The 16253-nt window shown below is 71.8% G+C and carries 17 protein-coding genes and 1 pseudogene; 2 read left to right on the forward strand and 16 right to left on the reverse strand.

Annotation, left to right across the window (positions count from 1 at the left end):
- Positions 1-13 precede the first annotated feature (13 nt).
- Positions 14-1243: an MDR family MFS transporter gene (locus ACFQSB_RS11285; RefSeq protein ID WP_380826118.1), complete on the reverse strand. Its 1230-nt coding sequence runs from the start codon at positions 1241-1243 to the stop codon at positions 14-16.
- An 81-nt stretch (positions 1244-1324) separates the two neighbouring features.
- Here ACFQSB_RS11285 and ACFQSB_RS11290 point away from each other — a divergent pair, with 81 nt between their 5' ends.
- Positions 1325-2293, forward strand: coding sequence for a DUF5937 family protein (locus ACFQSB_RS11290; protein ID WP_380826120.1), 969 nt, complete (start codon positions 1325-1327; stop codon positions 2291-2293).
- Between the two features lie 196 nt (positions 2294-2489).
- Here the strand turns inward: ACFQSB_RS11290 and ACFQSB_RS11295 are convergent, their stop codons facing one another.
- Positions 2490-4535, reverse strand: a complete 2046-nt coding sequence (locus ACFQSB_RS11295) for an expansin EXLX1 family cellulose-binding protein (RefSeq protein WP_380826121.1) — start codon at positions 4533-4535, stop codon at positions 2490-2492.
- Positions 4536-4940: 405 nt separating this feature from the next.
- Here ACFQSB_RS11295 and ACFQSB_RS11300 point away from each other — a divergent pair, with 405 nt between their 5' ends.
- The gene (locus ACFQSB_RS11300) at positions 4941-6302 is read left to right on the forward strand and encodes a glutamine synthetase family protein (protein ID WP_354843630.1); all 1362 of its coding nucleotides are present in this window, start codon (positions 4941-4943) and stop codon (positions 6300-6302) included.
- 76 nt (positions 6303-6378) lie between these two features.
- On the opposite strand, the gene ACFQSB_RS11305 is transcribed toward ACFQSB_RS11300, so the two are convergent.
- From ACFQSB_RS11305 to ACFQSB_RS11370, 14 genes and pseudogenes are all read right to left on the reverse strand, one after another.
- Positions 6379-7644, reverse strand: coding sequence for a tyrosine-type recombinase/integrase (locus tag ACFQSB_RS11305; protein WP_380826124.1), 1266 nt, complete (start codon positions 7642-7644; stop codon positions 6379-6381).
- Position 7645: 1 nt separating this feature from the next.
- The gene (locus ACFQSB_RS11310) at positions 7646-7879 is read right to left on the reverse strand and encodes a helix-turn-helix domain-containing protein (RefSeq protein WP_380826125.1); all 234 of its coding nucleotides are present in this window, start codon (positions 7877-7879) and stop codon (positions 7646-7648) included.
- 170 nt (positions 7880-8049) lie between these two features.
- On the reverse strand, positions 8050-9300 hold the full coding sequence (locus ACFQSB_RS11315; protein ID WP_380826127.1) for a DUF3631 domain-containing protein: 1251 nt from the start codon (positions 9298-9300) through the stop codon (positions 8050-8052).
- Between the two features lie 31 nt (positions 9301-9331).
- The gene (locus tag ACFQSB_RS11320) at positions 9332-10228 is read right to left on the reverse strand and encodes a bifunctional DNA primase/polymerase (protein WP_380826128.1); all 897 of its coding nucleotides are present in this window, start codon (positions 10226-10228) and stop codon (positions 9332-9334) included.
- Complete coding sequence (locus tag ACFQSB_RS11325; protein ID WP_380826130.1) at positions 10218-10388, reverse strand: hypothetical protein; 171 nt, start codon at positions 10386-10388, stop codon at positions 10218-10220. Before ACFQSB_RS11325 ends, ACFQSB_RS11320 begins: the two co-directional genes overlap by 11 nt.
- A complete protein-coding gene (locus ACFQSB_RS11330) occupies positions 10385-10543 on the reverse strand; it encodes a hypothetical protein (RefSeq protein WP_380826385.1) in 159 nt (52 codons plus the stop codon). The genes ACFQSB_RS11325 and ACFQSB_RS11330 overlap by 4 nt, the downstream gene beginning before the upstream one ends.
- Before the next feature lie 23 nt (positions 10544-10566).
- Entirely contained in the window at positions 10567-11178 is a 612-nt protein-coding gene (locus ACFQSB_RS11335; protein WP_380826386.1) for a hypothetical protein, read from the reverse strand.
- Positions 11156-11599 (reverse strand): annotated as a pseudogene (locus tag ACFQSB_RS11340) (DNA cytosine methyltransferase); the annotation flags it as partial. The pseudogene ACFQSB_RS11340 and the gene ACFQSB_RS11335, both read right to left, overlap by 23 nt.
- Positions 11596-11841 carry a hypothetical protein gene (locus tag ACFQSB_RS11345; RefSeq protein ID WP_380826132.1) on the reverse strand — a complete coding sequence of 82 codons (246 nt, stop codon included), beginning with the start codon at positions 11839-11841 and terminating at the stop codon, positions 11596-11598. The gene ACFQSB_RS11345 and the pseudogene ACFQSB_RS11340, both read right to left, overlap by 4 nt.
- 139 nt (positions 11842-11980) lie before the next feature.
- Complete coding sequence (locus ACFQSB_RS11350; RefSeq protein ID WP_380826134.1) at positions 11981-14260, reverse strand: cell division protein FtsK; 2280 nt, start codon at positions 14258-14260, stop codon at positions 11981-11983.
- Positions 14257-14646, reverse strand: coding sequence for a hypothetical protein (locus tag ACFQSB_RS11355; protein ID WP_380826136.1), 390 nt, complete (start codon positions 14644-14646; stop codon positions 14257-14259). The genes ACFQSB_RS11350 and ACFQSB_RS11355 overlap by 4 nt, the downstream gene beginning before the upstream one ends.
- The gene (locus ACFQSB_RS11360; protein ID WP_380826137.1) at positions 14647-15672 is read right to left on the reverse strand and encodes a hypothetical protein; all 1026 of its coding nucleotides are present in this window, start codon (positions 15670-15672) and stop codon (positions 14647-14649) included.
- Entirely contained in the window at positions 15669-16061 is a 393-nt protein-coding gene (locus ACFQSB_RS11365) for an RRQRL motif-containing zinc-binding protein (protein ID WP_380826138.1), read from the reverse strand. Before ACFQSB_RS11365 ends, ACFQSB_RS11360 begins: the two co-directional genes overlap by 4 nt.
- Positions 16058-16240, reverse strand: coding sequence for a hypothetical protein (locus ACFQSB_RS11370; protein ID WP_380826139.1), 183 nt, complete (start codon positions 16238-16240; stop codon positions 16058-16060). Before ACFQSB_RS11370 ends, ACFQSB_RS11365 begins: the two co-directional genes overlap by 4 nt.
- Positions 16241-16253: the final 13 nt, after the last annotated feature.

Here is a 16253-nt window from a genome sequence, read left to right on the forward strand (position 1 = left end):
TCCCTTCCCTGCTCTAGGCGCCCACGCCCACCCCGACGGGGTGGCCGGCGGCGGCGCGCCGGCGGATGGCGGGGCCGATGGCGAGCTGACCGAGAGCCGCGAGCAGCCCCAGTACGCCGACCGTGATCCACAACGTGGCCTGGCCGGCGCTCAGCAGGCGGGTGCCGATCAGCGGGGCCAGCAGCCCGCCGGCCGACCAGGCGAAGCCGAACAGCCCGCTGTAACGGCCGCGCAGATGCGGCGGAGCCAGGAGCGCGACGACCGTGCCCGCCATGCCCGCCGTGACCACCTCGCCCAGCGTCCAGATCGCGACGCTCACCGCGTACCCGGCGGTGGTGGAGACGAACGCGGTGAGCGCGAACCCGAGCGCGCACACCGCCATGCCCAGCGCCAGCGTGCCGCTGGGGTCCCGCTTGGCCAGCCAGTGCCCCACCAGCGGCTGCACCACCACGATCAGCAGACCGTTCACCGCCATCGCGAACCCGTACGCGGAGGCGGGCAGCCCCGAGGAGGTGACCGCCAGGGGCAGCGTCGTGTACGCCTGGAGGTAGACGAAGGTGTACAGCAGCGTCAAGGCGACATAGGTGACCATCAGCCGGTCCTTCAGCACATCACCGAAGCCGCCCGCCTCGCGCGTCCTGTCGGGGCGCGTCTCCGGCACGGCACGCCACACCAGCACGCCGAAGACCACCGAGGTGACCGCGTCGATCCAGAACAGCCAGACGAACCCGGACCTGACCAGCATGCCGCCCGCGACCATCGCCACCGCGAAGCCCAGGTTGATCGCCCAGAAGAGCAACCCGAACGCGCGCGACCGGTCGTGCGCCGGGATCAGGTCGGCGACCAGGGCCTGCGAGGCCGGGCGGTAGGCGTCCACGACGACGCCGAGCACGCCCATCGCGGCGACGATCGCCGGCAGCGAGGTGCTGTACCCGAGGGCGATCATCGTGGCCGCCGTGGCGACCATGCCGCCCGCCAGGGTCGCGCGCCGGCCGAGATGGTCGGCCAGCCAGCCCGCGACGAGCTGCGACATCAACGAGCCGATGCCGAAGACCGCCAGCACCAGGCCGGCCGTCGCCAGGGGCAGCCCGCGCGCCTGGGTCAGATAGATGCCGATGAAGGGCTCGACCATGGTGCCGAGCCGGTTGATGAAGGTGCCGCCGAGGAGCACCCAGAAGGCGCGCGGGAACCCCCCGATTCTGGACCGGAGGAAGGAAGGCCTGTCGGAGATAACGCTGGTCACGAGGTCCAGCCTTGGACATGGCCTCGCCGCCGTGCCAATCTTTTAGGCTGTGCTAAAACATCGGTGAAGGGCGGGGGCCCCGTGGCAGTGCAGTGGCGGTTCGAGGCCGACGACCTGGCGCGCCTGCGGTTCGCCTTCTCCCCGCTCTGGGAGGTCGTCGCGAGCCTGCGCGTGCTCAGCGCTCCCGCGCGCCACTCCGTCCACCTGCCGTGGTTGCGCGCCGTCAAGCCGCGGCTCGGCCAGCTCGACCTGTCCGAACTGCTCGCCCTGGCCCCGGCCCGCGGGTACATCGCCGACTTCCTGACCCCGCCGCCCGACACGCCGCTGCCCGACTTCGCCGCCGAGCTGGCCCGGGTGCGCGAGACGCCCGCAGAGAAGGCCGCGGAGGAGGCCGGCTGGGTGACGACGCCCGACACCCGGGCCATCGCCCGGTTCCAGGCCGACCCGGCCGCCGGGGTCCGCCGCGTGGCCGACACCCTCGCCGCGTACTGGGAGCTCGCGCACGCCGAGCACTGGCCGCGCGTGCACGGGCTGCTGGAGGCCGACCTGATGTGGCGCACCCGCCGTCTGGCCGCGGGCGGGGCCAAGGAGCTGTTCGCCGACCTGCACCCCTCGGTCCGCTGGGAGGGCGACCGGCTCACCACCGCCACAGGAGGAGCCTGGTGCCACGCCGGTGACCTGGGAGGAGACGGGTTGTTGCTGGTGCCGAGCGCCTTCCGCTGGCCGGACATCGCGGTCATGGCCGAGCCCTACCAGCCGATGCTCGTCTACCCGGCGCGTGGCGTCGGCACGCTGTGGGAGGCCGGCCCGCCCCCGGCGCCCGGCGCGCTCGCCGCGCTCATCGGCAGGACCCGCGCCCAGTTGCTGCTGTCGCTGCGCGACCCCGCCTCCACCACGGCCATCGCCAGGCGGATGTCCATCACCCCTGGCGCGGTCTCGCAGCATCTGTCCGTCCTGAGCGCCAGCGGCCTGGTCGTCCGCAGACGACTCGGCCGTGAGGTCCTCTACCGGCGCACCCCCACCGGCGACGCCCTCGCCGGAGCCTCCTGACTTCAAGGCACCGGCGGCGGCACACCGGCCGGCGTCCCTCCTTTGACCCCAGCCGGATCCGGGACGGCGGTGATGGTGACTCCGTCTGGATCGGTGGTCCGGGCGACGGCGCGCGAGCCGCCCCTGACCGCCGCCTGACCGCCGCCTGACCGCCGCCGGACCGGCGATCCCGGCGACGGCGGGCGGGTCGCCGGCGTCAGCAGAAGAAGGGGCGGACGGAGGGCAGCGCGGCGAACGGGGCGCGGCCGGACGCGGGACGCGAGCCGCCCGGATAGGCGTCCAACGTGCCCCGCGCCGCGCCGTTCTCGTTCACCGGCCCCTCGGCCACGGCCCGTGAGGACTCACCGCCGCCCACCGGCATGCCCTCGGAGGCGATGCCGCCGGCCGACGCGAGACCGGACGCGGCCGGCCCGAGCGCCGCGCCGTCCGGGACGGCCCCGTCAGGACGCGTCCCGCCGGACGCGCCGGCCAGGGAGGAGGCGTCCGCGGACCCGGCCCCCCAGGATCGGCTCGCGGACGAGGCGCCCCCGCCGGCGCCGTTCGCACCCGCCGAGGGCGGAAGGCTCGCGTTCGTACCGCCCCCTGGCGCGACGTCCGCGGCCGTGCCGTCCCCGGAGCGCGGCCGTGCCGCCGGCCCGCCGCCGGTCAGCCCGGCGGTTCGGCCGCCCGCCCGGGAAGCCCCGGCACCACCAGAAGACCCGGAACCACCAGAAGGCCCGGAGGCCCCGGAACCGCCGGAAGACCCGGAACCACGAGGCCCGGAGGCCCCGGAACCACCAGAAGGCCCGGAAGCCTCGGAACCGCCGGAACCGCCGGGACCGCCGGGACCGCCGGAAGTGCCGGAAGTGCCGGAACCGCCCGAACCGCCAGGGCGGGAAGGCGCGGACGCGCCGGGGGCTCCGTGGGCGCCGGAGGCCCCCTGCGTGCCGGACCGCCCTTGCGCACCCGAGGCGCCGGAGAGACCCGAGGGACCCGAGCCGGCTGAGGGAGCCCGGGAACCCGGCGGCCATCGAGAGCCCGCGGGCCCATGGGAGCCCGGCGCACCGGGGGCGCCATGTGCGGCCGACCACCTTGAGGCGCCGGCCGGTCGGTCGTCCACGCGGGAGGGGACGCCGCCGCCCGTGCGGGGCGGCCACCCGCCGATGCGCGGAGGTGCGTTGCCGGAGGTGCGCCGCGCGGACGCCCCCCACGCCGATGGGGCGGGAGATGCCGACCCCGGGGCGTACAGGCGGTCGGAGGTGCGCTGGAGGCTGCCGGGCAGCAGGCCGATGCCGCGCGCGACCAGCCGCTGCCCGTAGACGTCGGTGATGCGGACGGTGTACGGCCCGGACCCGGCCCCGTGGTCGGCCACCCAGTAGTTGTCCGGCGCGCGCGACAGGTCGCGCCAGCGCCCGTCCCGTGAGATCTGCAGCCGGCGCAGCGGGTTGCCGTGGTCGACGGCCTGGATGGCGAGCCAGCGGGCCGAGGACCCCTGCTTGAGGCGGAACGCCACCGGCCTCGGGACCGCGGGGTTGCGCACCCTGTGGTAGCCGACGGGCACGACGCCCCGGCCGGGGTCGGCGATGCGGGCGAAGGCGGGGCGGCTGAGGTCGAGCTCTCCCGTGGCGCACGACAGGCACTCGTCGACGACCTGCACGCGGACGGTGCCGCGCGGGCCGGTGACGTCGAGATACGCGCCGCAGGCGGCCGAGCCGGCGTACTCGACGGGGGAGACCGCGACGACCAGGGCATCGCGCACCGCCCCCAGCAGGGAGCAGTCGCCGCCGAGCACCCGCGACAGGCCGGCCGGCCCGCCCGGCCCCGGGCCCGACGCGGCGCACGCGGCGTTGCGGCCGACCTGCGCGCCGAGCGCCACAAGCGCGAGCGCGGTGCCCAGGGACACCGCCCACGCCAGCCGGTGCCACGCCGCCGCCCGCGCCCGTCGCCGCCTGCGCCGACGGTCGCCCCGAGGGCGCGCTGACACGACCTCGCCGTCGTCCGGTGATCGTCCGGACGCGGCCTCGCCGGCGCCCGGCGAGCGTCTCGACGTGGCCCTGCGATCGCGCGGTGCCCGCCCGGGCATGACGTCGCCGTCACCCGGCGAGCGTCCGGAAATGACCTCGTCGTCGCCCGGCGAGCGTCCAGAAGTGATCTCGTCGTCGCTCGGCGAGCGTCCTGACGTGATCTCGTCGTCGCCCGGCGCGCGGCGCGCGTCCGGCAGGTCGCGGGCTCCTGCCCGCGCCTGATCATGAGCGTGCGTCATCGGACGCCGTGGCCACCGTCGCGATGCCGTCGGCCTGGCGCGCCGCCGATCCGCCTCCATGTGTGCTCTCCTCGCCGGACGTCGGCATTGACGAATGCGGAACGGCACCATGCTGTCACATTAAGCAACCGCAGGCTGGTCTTGTCCCATCTCCGGAGTGGGATGCCGATCGCAGGGCATTCGGTGACCGATGGGCGCGAAGGTCGTCGCGGGCCGATGGCGGGCGCGGACCGGCGCGAAATGGTGAAGGTCATGGCTTCGACTCCTCACTACGGACCCGCGTAACGTGTGCGAAACACCAAGCGGGCAGACTGGTAGATGACCAGACATGTCTTCCGCCGACTCAGAACCTGGCTCAGCGTGACGACGATGGTGTCCGAACACCGTCCGGCAGAAGGGGATGCCTTGGACCGCCAGCAGGAATTCGTGCTCCGTACGCTCGAAGAACGCGACATCCGGTTCATCCGGCTGTGGTTCACCGACGTGCTCGGGTTCCTCAAATCCGTGGCGATCGCCCCGGCCGAACTCGAGGGCGCCTTCGCCGAGGGCATCGGCTTCGACGGGTCGGCGATCGAGGGGTTCGCCCGCGTGTACGAGTCGGACATGCTGGCCAAGCCCGACCCTTCGACGTTCCAGATCCTGCCGTGGCGCAGCGAGACGCCGGGCGCCGGCCGCATGTTCTGCGACATCCTCATGCCGGACGGCTCGCCGTCGCACGCCGATCCGCGCTGGGTGCTCAAGCGCACGCTCGCGAAGGCCGCCGATATGGGCTTCACCTTCTACACCCACCCCGAGGTGGAGTTCTTCCTGCTCAAGGGACGGCCGGAGGAAGGCGACAGGCCCGTGCCGATCGACTCGGGCGGCTACTTCGACCACACCCCGCACAGCTCGGGCCACGACTTCCGCCGCAACGCGATCATGATGCTGGAGGCGATGGGCATCTCGGTGGAGTACAGCCACCACGAGGGCGCCCCCGGCCAGCAGGAGATCGACCTGCGGTACGCCGACGCGCTCACGACGGCCGACAACATCATGACCTTCCGGCTGGTCATGAAGGAGGTCGCCTTGGAGCAGGGCATCTGGGCGTCGTTCATGCCCAAGCCCTTCACCGACTTCCCCGGCTCTGGCATGCACACCCACATGTCGCTGTTCGAGGGCGACCGCAACGCCTTCTACGAGCCGGGCGCCGACTATCAGCTCTCCAAGATCGGCCGGTCGTTCATCGGCGGCCTGCTGCGGCACGCGGCCGAGATCACCGCGGTCTGCAACCAGTGGGTGAACTCCTACAAGCGGCTGTGGGGCGGCGCCGAGGCGATCGCCGGGCTCGGGGGCGAGGCGCCCAGCTACATCAGCTGGGGACACAACAACCGGTCCGCGCTCGTCCGCGTCCCCATGTACAAGCCGCACAAGGGCAACTCGACCCGCGTCGAGTTCCGCTCGCTGGACTCGGCGTGCAACCCCTATCTGGCGTACGCGGTGATCCTCGCCGCCGGCCTGAAGGGCATCGAGGGAGGCTACGAGATGCCGCCCGGCGCCGAGGACGACGTGTGGGCGCTCACCAGCGCCGAGCGGCGCGCCCTCGGCATCGAGCCGCTGCCGCAGAGCCTGGACGAGGCGATCACCACGATGGAGCGCAGCGAACTGGTCGCCGAGACCCTGGGCGAGCACGTCTTCGACTACTTCCTGCGCAACAAGCGCGCCGAATGGCACGAGTACCGCCGCCAGGTCACCGAGTTCGAACTGGGCCGCTACCTGCCGGTGCTGTAGTCGCAGCTCAGAACCGGTCTATCGTTGATAGAACAGTGAGGGGCCAGCGGTGCGCAACCGCTGGCCCCTCACCGTTTCATCGGTCCTGGGCCGTCTGTGGGCCGTCAGACCTGTGGTTCACGGCCTCATACGCCCTGTCTACGGCTCGTCGGGTACGCCCCTCACTGCTCGGCATCAGGTGCGTGTAGACCCTGAGCGTGAAGCCGGGGTCACTGTGTCCGAGGTACTGGCTCAGGGCCTTGATGTTCTCGCCGGCGTCGAGCAGCACGGAGGCGTAGAAGTGCCTGAGGGCATGCATGCCGTGCTCTCGCGCCGCCTGGTGACGCTCACCCTTGGTCGGTGCTGGGATGACGCCGGCGGCTACCAAAGCGGGCTTCCAGGCGAAGACGTTGAAGTCGCTCCGACGAACGGGGAAGCGGCCGTCCCGGGAGAAGAACAGCAGTTTGGTGAGCGGTGCGCCGTCCGGCGTACGCCAGGGAAGGGTGACCTTGGCGGGTGGAAACAGATCGGCGTGCGCCTTCAAAGCATCGGCTACTCGTGCCGGGAGGGGGACGTCACGCTCTTTCTCTCGCTTCGGCGGCGCGAATACAAGGTGACCGTTGATGACCTTGACCTGATGGGCGACGTGCAGCCAACCGCCGTCAAAGTCCACCTCATCGAGCGGCAGACCGAAGATTTCCCCCTGCCGTAGTCCGCAGCCGCTACCGAGGTCCACCATGGCCTGATAGCGCTTCGGCAGTCCAGCGCGGACAGCGAACACTCTCTCAGCCGTCCATGGCTGCACGCGGCCCCGCGCCGGCGCCGGGGCCGTTACCGATCGTGCGCTACATGGATTCTTGGAGAGAAGGCCGTCATCAACCGCGGCGGTGAATATGGCCGCTACGTTGCCGAAGATGACGCGGCGATACGACGACGTGGGAAGCGCGCTTTCCAGCTCACTCAGCCAGGCCCGAATGTGGCCAGGCTGGAACGAGTCGAGCGGGCGGGGGCCGAGATGGGGGATGGCGTGCCGGCGAATCTGCGACACGACGGAGTAGCGGGTGTTCAGGTCGGTGGTTTGGGATGCTAGCCACTGTTCTGCGTACTGCCTGAAGGTGATGCGGCCAGCGCGGGGATCAACGTACTGACCTCGGGACATGTCAGCCTCAATGCGGGCTAGCCACTCTTCCGCCTGGCGCTTCTGACGGTCGGGGAAAGAGCGGCTCTTTTCCGTGCCGTCAGGTCCGATGTAGCGGGCGCGGTACCGCAGGCCGGTGCCGTAGCGGTCGGTCCGTACGCGCTTGGGCTTACCGTCGGGTCCCGTCTCGTTCTTGTACCAGCGGTCTTGAATGTGTCCGGCCAAATCAAGCCCTCCCGGCGGGTCGGGTCTGCTCTGCGACCCAGGCGAGTACGGCGGTCAGGTCGTAGCGGAGGTGCCGGCCAGCGCGGAAGCCCGGCGGGCCGGTGCGCTTGCGTCGCCACTGGTAGACGGTCTCCAGCGGCACACGGAACAGATCGGCGATCTCGTCCGGTGTGAGAAAGCGCGGTCCGGCGAGCGCGCTGTTATCGATCGTGTGAAGGGGCGGGGCGGGGGCCATCAGGCGAAAGTCCTTCCGATTCCGGGATCGGGCGGCAAGCGGTCGCGAACCTGGCGTTCGAGGGGTACCGCTGAAGACGTTGAGGTCGGGTTTGAGGGGGGTAGCCGTACCAGCCGTACCAGCCTCGTTTTTGCTGGTCAGGGCTGGTACGGCTTGTTCTGTGGTACGGCTCAAGCCGTACCAAGGTCGCTCGGTGGTACGGCTTGAGCCGTACCAGGCGGCAAGCCGTACCGGGGCTGACCTGCGCTGTTGAGGCTGGTACGGCTGGTACGGCTTCCCCTGCCGAAGGGGAGCACTTCGGCGGGCTCGGTTGTGGCCGGCGGGTCGTTTTCGACGCTGTTGGGCGTGGGGCAGTAGCGCGCCCATGCGTCGGTGAAGGCGGCGCGCTGGTAGCCCTTGGCCTGTCCGACGGGGGCGGGAAAGCGGATGGTGTCCGATCGGATTTCGTATTCGCGCAGGAGGGCGCCGAGCTTCATGGGGGTCAGGCCGGTGGGTCCGTAGTCGGCCCATCCGGCCTCAGGGTCGGCTTTGAGTCGCTCCAGCAGGGTGGCGGTGGGCAGAACGGAATCGGTGCCGAACGCGGTGCGGCAGTCGGTCAGCAGTCGGATACGGGTGGAGGTCTCGCTGTTGTCGTCGGCTTCGGCGGTGAGGGCGAGCACGGCGGCGCGGGCGCGGGCGGGCCAGGTGCCGCCGGCGTGGTCGGCGACGGCGACGAGGGGTTCCCAGGTGTCGGCGGCGCGGTCTTCCACGGGCATGGGCGGTTCGGCTTCCTGCAAGGTGTCGATGTCGGGTCGCAGCCAGGCGGCGAGCGCTTCGGCGAGCTGGCGGAGGTTGGGGCGGTCGCGCTTGTGCCGGTAGGGCGCGACCGACTCGCCGGGGCCGCGGCGGCGCATGCGGATGACGACGGCGCGGTCTTCGATGGTGTCGGGCATGGCGCCGATGCCGGCGAGTGCGGCCATGGCGAACGTGGGGATGCTCTCCACGCGGTTGGTCGCGGCGTCGTAGCGCTTGGCCGGGCGGTTGCGCTGGTGGCCGGCGTTGAGCAGGCCGCGTAGGTCCTCGTTGCCGTCGGCCTTGGGACCGAAGATGGTGTCGGCCTCATCGACCAGCATCGTGGGCGGGTCCTCGCTGATGGACCGGTAGATGGCGGCGGATGAGGAGTTGACGGTGATGAACGGGTCATGGCAGGTGGCTTCCACCACGTCGAGCAAGCGGCTCTTACCGCATCGCTTCTCCGGGCCACGGATCACCAGGCGGGGCGCGTGCGCCCAGGCGAGTTGAGCGTGACTGGCGGCGATCCACAGGGTGACGGCGTCGGCGGCCTCAGGTGTTGGCAGGATCACGTATCGGGTGAGCGCGTCGCGCAGGGCGTCCAGGAGGGCGGCGCCGTCGGTGTGCGGTTGGGCGTGGGGTGGGGTCATGAGGGGATCTCCCGGGTGAGATGGCGGGTGGTCATGCGGCGACCGTGCGGGGGCGTTGGGCGCCTGCTTTGAGTCCCGCGGTGATGGTGTGGCTGATCTGTGAGGGGGTCTGTCCGACGGCGCCCCCTGCCTGTTCCAGCAGGCTTGTGACCTGTTGCTCGGTGATGGAGCCGCCCGCGACGAGTTGGCCGAGCGCGACGGCGGCCACGTACAGCGCGCGGTTGCGCCCATGAGGTGGGGCGGTGGTCACCCGTTCGGCTTCGCGTTCCAGGGCGGCGCGCACGTAGGCGCTGACACGGGTGTCGGGAATGGGCAGGGTGATGGGGTGCTGCGGCGGTAGCGGCGGGGGTGAGAGCGGCTGTAACAGCCAGGGGGGCAACGGGGCCGGGGTCGCGTTGTGGATCACCTGGTAGGTGCCGGTGCCGTCGGGTAGATCCACGAAGCTGCCGGGGCCGACGACGTAGCCCCCGTGGGCGCGAGTGTCGATGAGCCACCCCAACCGGCTTTGGGTGTTGCCCAGTTCGGCGCCGTTGGGTGCGGCGTAGTACAGGTGCAGGCCGCCGCGGCGGGTGTGAACTTGGAAGGTCTCCAGGGTCGGGAACGGTTGGCCGGCGCGTTCGCAGACCAGAGCGAGCACATCGGCGCCGCAGGTGACGCCCGGCAGGTCGAAGGGGGGCGGGGGGCGAAGCCCCTCCTTCTGCTTTGGGGTGTCCAGGTCTAGCACCACCAGGCGTGAGGGACCGCATGCAATGCCGATGTTGTAGGGGGCGCGGGTCCACCAGCGGCGGATGGTGTCGGGGTTGGTGGTGGCGCGGGTCTGCCAGTGGTCGAGCCCGCGGGGTGGGACCTTTCCGCCGGGGGCCAGGGGGAAGACGTGCCAGCCGCGGGCGGCGGCGGCCAGGGCGTAGCGGGTGAGGTCAGCCGGCATTGCTGGTGTCCTCCTTTGGGCGGCGTAGGCCGCGGAAGGGGCGTACGACTTTGGTGCCGTCGGTGCGTTGGATCAGGACGTTGCGGGGGCCGCCGCCGGGTCCCCAGCGGATGAGGACCACGACGGGGCGCCCGCGTTCGAGGTAGGTCCGGCCGATCACGCCGCGTTCCTGATGCCGGGTGCGAGGTGGTCGGGTAGGAGGTCGAGTAGGGCGGCGGTGGCCTGGGCGGGGAGCACGCCGTTGCCCAGGGCGTGCAACTGCTGGTTGCGGGTCAGGCCGGGGACGTCGGTGACCCATCCGGCGGGCAGGCCCATCAGCCATTCGACGAAGGCGGGGGCTAGGCGTCGTCGATCGTCAGTTGGCCGGGGTGCCCGGCGGCCGGTGACGGCTTCCCAGCGGGCGATGGCGGGGGCGTAGGGTCCCCAATCCGGTGCGTCGCCGAGGGAAGGGTCAGGTCCCCGGAGCTGCCTCGCTGGTTGGGTCCGCCCTTGGTGCCGTCGGTCGCCTTCGGCGTCGGCAGGAGCACCTGTGACAGCGGCGGCCGGAAACCCTCGCTCGCGCGTCTGCCCGGTGTCCCGGTGTCGCTCGCCCTCGGGGTCGGCAGCAACGTGGCCACCTCGGCGGCCAGGCACAGGCCATGCCGGCCCGCTTCCTGCGAGGGTGAGCGCTTGGTCTGCCGGTTCTCCCGCTCCGACGCCCGAGGGGTCGGTAACAGGGAGACGGTGTGGCGCAGGTTCATCCCCCCGCGTGCCGCATGCCCGGTCCCGGTGCCCTCCGAGGTGGTCGGCGTCGGTAGCAGCGTCTCCACCGTCGTGGGCAGGTCGTCGGGGTAGCCGGGTCCCTTGCTGTCGCGTGCCCTCGGGGTCGGCAGGCCAGGCGAGGCAGAACCAGCGTTCGCGGCGGTGCGGGGCGCCGATGTCGGACGCTCGCAGACATGTCCAGTTCGCATCGAACCCGAGGCGGGCAAGGTCAGCGAGGACGACGTCAAGGCCAGGTCGCCGACCAACGATGGCCCGGACGTTCTCCAGCACGAGGAGTCGGGGTCGTAGCGCACCGATGGCGCGGGCGATGGTGAACCAAAGGCCACTTCGGGTGTCCTCCCGGATGCCGGCACCGCGTCCGGCGTAGCTGAGGTCTTGGCAGGGGAACCCGGCGGTGAGCACGTCCACGGGTTCGACGTCGGCCCATCGCACGGTGGTGATGTCGCCGAGGTTGGGCAGGTGGGGGAAGCGGTGGGCCAGTATGCGGGCGGCGGCGGGGCCGGGGTCGGCGACCCAGACCGGCCGGGCGCTGACCATCGCCGAGACGGCCAGGTCAAGGCCGCCGTACCCGGTGCACACCGACCCGGCGGTCAGCAGCGGGGGCGTCATCGGGTGCCGTCGCGGTGGAGGCGGCGGAAGTGGACGTACAGGCGCCAGCCGATGCGGGGGCGCATGCCGGTGCCGTCGCAGGTGCGGCAGGTGCGGCAGGTGCGGCAGGTGCGGCGGCGCTTGGCCGCGGACGCCGGGCGGCATCGCCGGCAGGTGCCCCACGGGGATGCGAGACAGAAGCCGACGTAACCGAGCGTGATGGCGGGTAGGCAGAGGACTAGCAGGGCGATGGCGGTTGCCACAGGGCCTCCCAGGCCGGTTTGCGGGGTTTTCGCAGGTGGGGCGCTAGACGCTAGGTCGCTGGTAGATCAGCGGATGGGGTGCTAGCGGGGGTGCTAGGTCTAGCGGGGGAAGGTGCTAGACCTAGCACCGGTTCGCCGGTCAGGCAGCGCCGCCGGACCCCTTCTTTCCGTCACGCTCGGTGATTGCGGTGGTGATGTCGTCGCGGGTGATGCCGCGCCGGTTGGCGCCCTTGCCGCCGCCCTCGGGCGTCCCCCACACCTGGCCGGTGCGCACGCCGTAGGGCTTGAGCGCGGTGGTGAGCTGGGCGGCGCGGGCATCGGCCTCCAGCTCCATCCACGGCCCGTAGACCTCGGGCCGAAGCTCGGCCAGCCGCGCCACGACCACCTCGTTCCACACCTTGGCCTCGGACACGGCCACGACGGCGAGGATGTCGGCCAGCAGGTCATGAGCCGGTGCGGCCGGGGCAGGGGTCTCGCCGAGGGCGTGACCCGACAGCGTGCCGCCAGCCCGCCGAAGCGCGTAAGCGCGATCGGCGATGAGCTGGGTTTCCGCAGTGTTCAGGTAGGCCGACTTGACGACCTTGGGCATCGGCGTGGCGCCGACCAGGTAGCCGGTACCGGCGTCGCCGCCCTTGTCCGGAGGGCCAGGGTTGAACATCGTGGCGCGGATGCCGTTCTTGTATGCCGAGGTGCCGAGGATCATGTCGTTCTCGATCTGGCCGGCCACCTTCAGGCAGAACCGGATGGACACGTTCGCCGAGATGCCGGTAGGCAGACTGTCCTTGTCCGGGCGCTGGGTGGCCAGGATCAGCACCACGCCGAGGGCACGCCCCAACTTGATGATGAACTCGGCGTCCTCACCCGCCTTCGCCCCGTACGCAGGGTGGGCGAACAGGTTCTGGCACTCGTCGATGATGCACACCAGGGGGTGCAGGCCGAGGGAGCGCTTATCGGCGATCTGCCGGGTGACCTTCTTGTCCGGGCACAGGTCCGGGGGCAGCGTCTTGAGCGCGGCGGCGCGGCGCATGACCTCCTTGCGCAGCAGGGCCAGGGAGTCGGCGGCGTAGGCGATGGCCTCATCCTGGATGCCGGAGACGTAGCGGTGGCAGACCTTCTCATACGGGTCCAGATCGCCGCTGCCCTTCAGCTCGTGGAACCATCCCTCGGCGGTGGGGTCGAGCACCACGCCGGCGGCCAGCTCGCGCACCGAGGCGGTCTTGCCCTGGCCGGGCAGCGAGCCGATCAGCGCGTTGTTCTCGATGACCGGCACGGTGACCAGCCGACCGCGCGGGTCGTTGCCGAACGGGATGCCCTTGAACACATCGTGCGAGGCGGCCTTGAGCAGGGGGGACTTGACGATGGTCTTGGACAGGTCCTTGTCGCCGACCCACAGGATCAGCCGTCCCTCGTGGACGGAGGGGTCGCCCTCGGGCCAGATGCAGCCCAACGGGCGGCGCAGCGCCCCGGACATGCGATCGCGCTTGTCGAGCACGTCGCCCACGGTCACGCCGTAGGGCAGGTCCAGGTCAGCGCGCCAGCCGGGGCCATCGCGGGTGATCGGGGCGACGAACCGGATGGCGTCCTTGGGGTTCTTGGCCATGGCCTGGGTGATGCCGGCGATGCCCAGCGCCGTCAGGGCGCGGATCACGATGTCACTGGTCAGCTTCTCCACGCTGGCGGGGATGACCGCGCGGTCGATCAGCGGCCGGTCGGCGGGCCTGCCGACCACACCGAGAACGGCCAGGGCGACGGCCAGCGCACCCCACTGCGCGGACGTGGGGGCGGCGGCGACCGCGATGCCCACGATCAGCAGCGTCACCAGAGCGCCGAGGGTGGCCGGGACGCGCAGCCGCACGCGGGCGTCCCGCTGACGCGACAGCTTCAGGTAGTTCTCCGGGTCGGCCTTTTGGACCGCGGCCAGCCGTACCGGCTCGCCCTCCAGGTCGAAGGTCCACTTCACCATGCCGCCCACCAGCCGGACCAGCCCCCGCGGCGAGCGGGCGGCCAGCCGCCCGGCATACAGCGGGGTCCGGGTGGCCTGGTAACCGGCGACGTGGGCGTAATGCACACCGACCCAGCGAAGGGTGTGGACGGCCTCGGTACGCGAGCGCAGCCACAGCGGCACGATCGGCCGGCGGGTCCGCGCCTTGTTCTCCAGATCGGTCAGCCAGTCACGGCGCTCCCCGCCGGGCAGGTCAACCCGCACGACTTCGCCCTCCAACGCCGGGGACTCCGGCGCCGGGGTGGTGGGCGGGTAGGGGTGGCGGCCGGCGCGGGCGGTCTCGATCGAGACGACCTCGGCGCCGGGGCCGTCGTCGTCCCGCTCCGCCTCGGCCGGGCGGTCGGTGGTCGGCAGGGTGGTGGGCTGGTCGGGGTCGGTGGCCGGGCGGTGTTCGCTCGGGTCGTTGGGCGGGGTCATGATGGGGTCACCTCGTGCGAGTTGTTGGAGCGGGCGGGGTGGCGGGGCGCGGCCGTTGTCTTGGCGGATGAGGCCGCGTCCCGCGTCGTGCCGGTGCCGGTGTTGGTACCGGCGTCGGCGGTGGTGAGGGGTGGCAGGTCGAGTTCGGCGCGTAGGTCGTTGATGACCACCAGCCGCATCTCGTTGGCCGGTGTGGGGTCGGTGAGGAGTTCGGCCAGAGTCAGGGCGGTGATGGCCTGGTCTCTGGTGAAGCGCCGGCCGGGGTGGCCGGTCACCTGCCAGGCGCCGCCGCGGTACTCGGCGGCGGCGGTGGTGGCGGCGCCGTCCGGGACGACGGGGCCGGTGGGGGTGAGGGTCATGGCGGCGGGGGTGATATGCAGGCCCATTCAGGCCATCCCCTCGGCCAGGAGGGCGTCACGGACGGCGCGGGCGTCGTCCATGCCGCACCGGAGCACCTGCCGCAGCTTGTAGGCGCTCGGGGTCGCGGGCAGTTCTCCGGCCGTGATCAGTGCCCGTGCCCGTTGCACCAGGGCGGGCATCTCGGGGGCGGCCGGCCGTGCCGGGTCGGTGGCGGTCGGGCTTACCGGATCATGGGCGTTCGCCCCGTACGTAAGAGCGGTAAGCCTGCCGCCGGTGCCGGTGCCGGTGCCGGTGCCGGTGCCGGTGCCGGTGCCGGTGCCGGTGCTGTGGTCGAGGTCGGTGAATGCCGCGAGGATGATGGGCAGGGCGGTCACGATGGCGACGGCGACGATCGGTCCCAGTACGTGCAGCACCAGCCGTGACAGGGAGAACACCGGCACCGACCACGGCAGGTAGGGCCAGGCGTTCATGCCGACGGTCAGGCCCAGAAACAGCCACTCGATCCGCACCAGCGTGAGCGAGTCGATCGGTTGGCCGCGGGTGCCCATGTAGGCGCGGGCGCCGACGACCACCAGCAGGGCCAGGGACATGAAGGGTTCCACCAGCCAGGCGAACACCCACGACGGCGACCATGCGGCGGCGCCGTCGGCGGCGAAGTGCTGCACACCGGCGGTGGACCACGCCAGGGCCAGGGTCAGGGCGGCCATGGCAGCGGCCACCAGGACCCGCCGCATCCGGGCGGCCTGCCAGGCGCGCATGGCTGGGTCCTGCCCCAGCTCGTGCAGCCGCGCGGCTTCGTTCGCGGCGCGGCGCCGCTTGCGCACCTTGGGCGTGTCCAGCAACAGCGGCGCGTCGTCGCTCTGAAGGCGAGCGAGCTGGTGAGCCTCGGCGACCTCGGCGCGCAGTCGGGCCACGCGCCGGGTCTGGCCGTCGATGCCGGCCGGTGTCGGCGCCGGTGCGGGGGTGTTGGCGGCCAGGTGGTGTTCCAGTTCGGCCAGGCCGCGCGCGATGTCCTCAGGCGTCGGCTCCGGGGTCGGGGTGGCGGTGGTCATGCGGCGCTCCTTTCGTTGCCGTCGGCGCAGTCCAGGCAGGTGCCAAGGTGGCGGGGCAGCACGTAACCGGCATCGGTACCGCAGGTGGGGCAGGTGCGCCGGGCGGCGTTGGCCTTGGCGAGTGCTTCGAGCTGGCGCGGGGTCGGGGTGCGCTTGGGCAGGGCGAGCCGGATGTCGTAGAGGTAGGCGGCGCGGATGCCGCCGGGGGCGCGGTAGCGGCGGGAGCGCCAGAGCACCTGTGCCTGTACCTGCTGTCCGCCGGGGCGCAGGCCCCGGGCGGTGAGCTGGCGGAAGGTGAGCAGGTGCGGCGGGGCCATCCGCCATGGCCAGGTGGGGATGCCGTAGCGCTGCCCGGTGGGGTCGAAGAAGGCGGCGCGTGTGCGGCTCACAGGTCCTCCACGCTGATGACGCGGCACTTGTCGGCGTGGTCTTTGGCGGACTTGAGGGTGGTCTCCGGCGCGTTGGCGTGGCAGCCGTCGCATTCCAGGCGGCCGACGTACAGGTCGGGGGTGGTCTGGGTCCAGGTGGTGCTCTTACCGCCCGGGGTGCGCATGGTGAGCTTCTTCACGCTCGTGCTCGCT

The organism is Sphaerisporangium rhizosphaerae, from assembly GCF_042665155.1.
Taxonomy (GTDB): Bacteria; Actinomycetota; Actinomycetes; order Streptosporangiales; family Streptosporangiaceae; genus Sphaerisporangium; species Sphaerisporangium rhizosphaerae.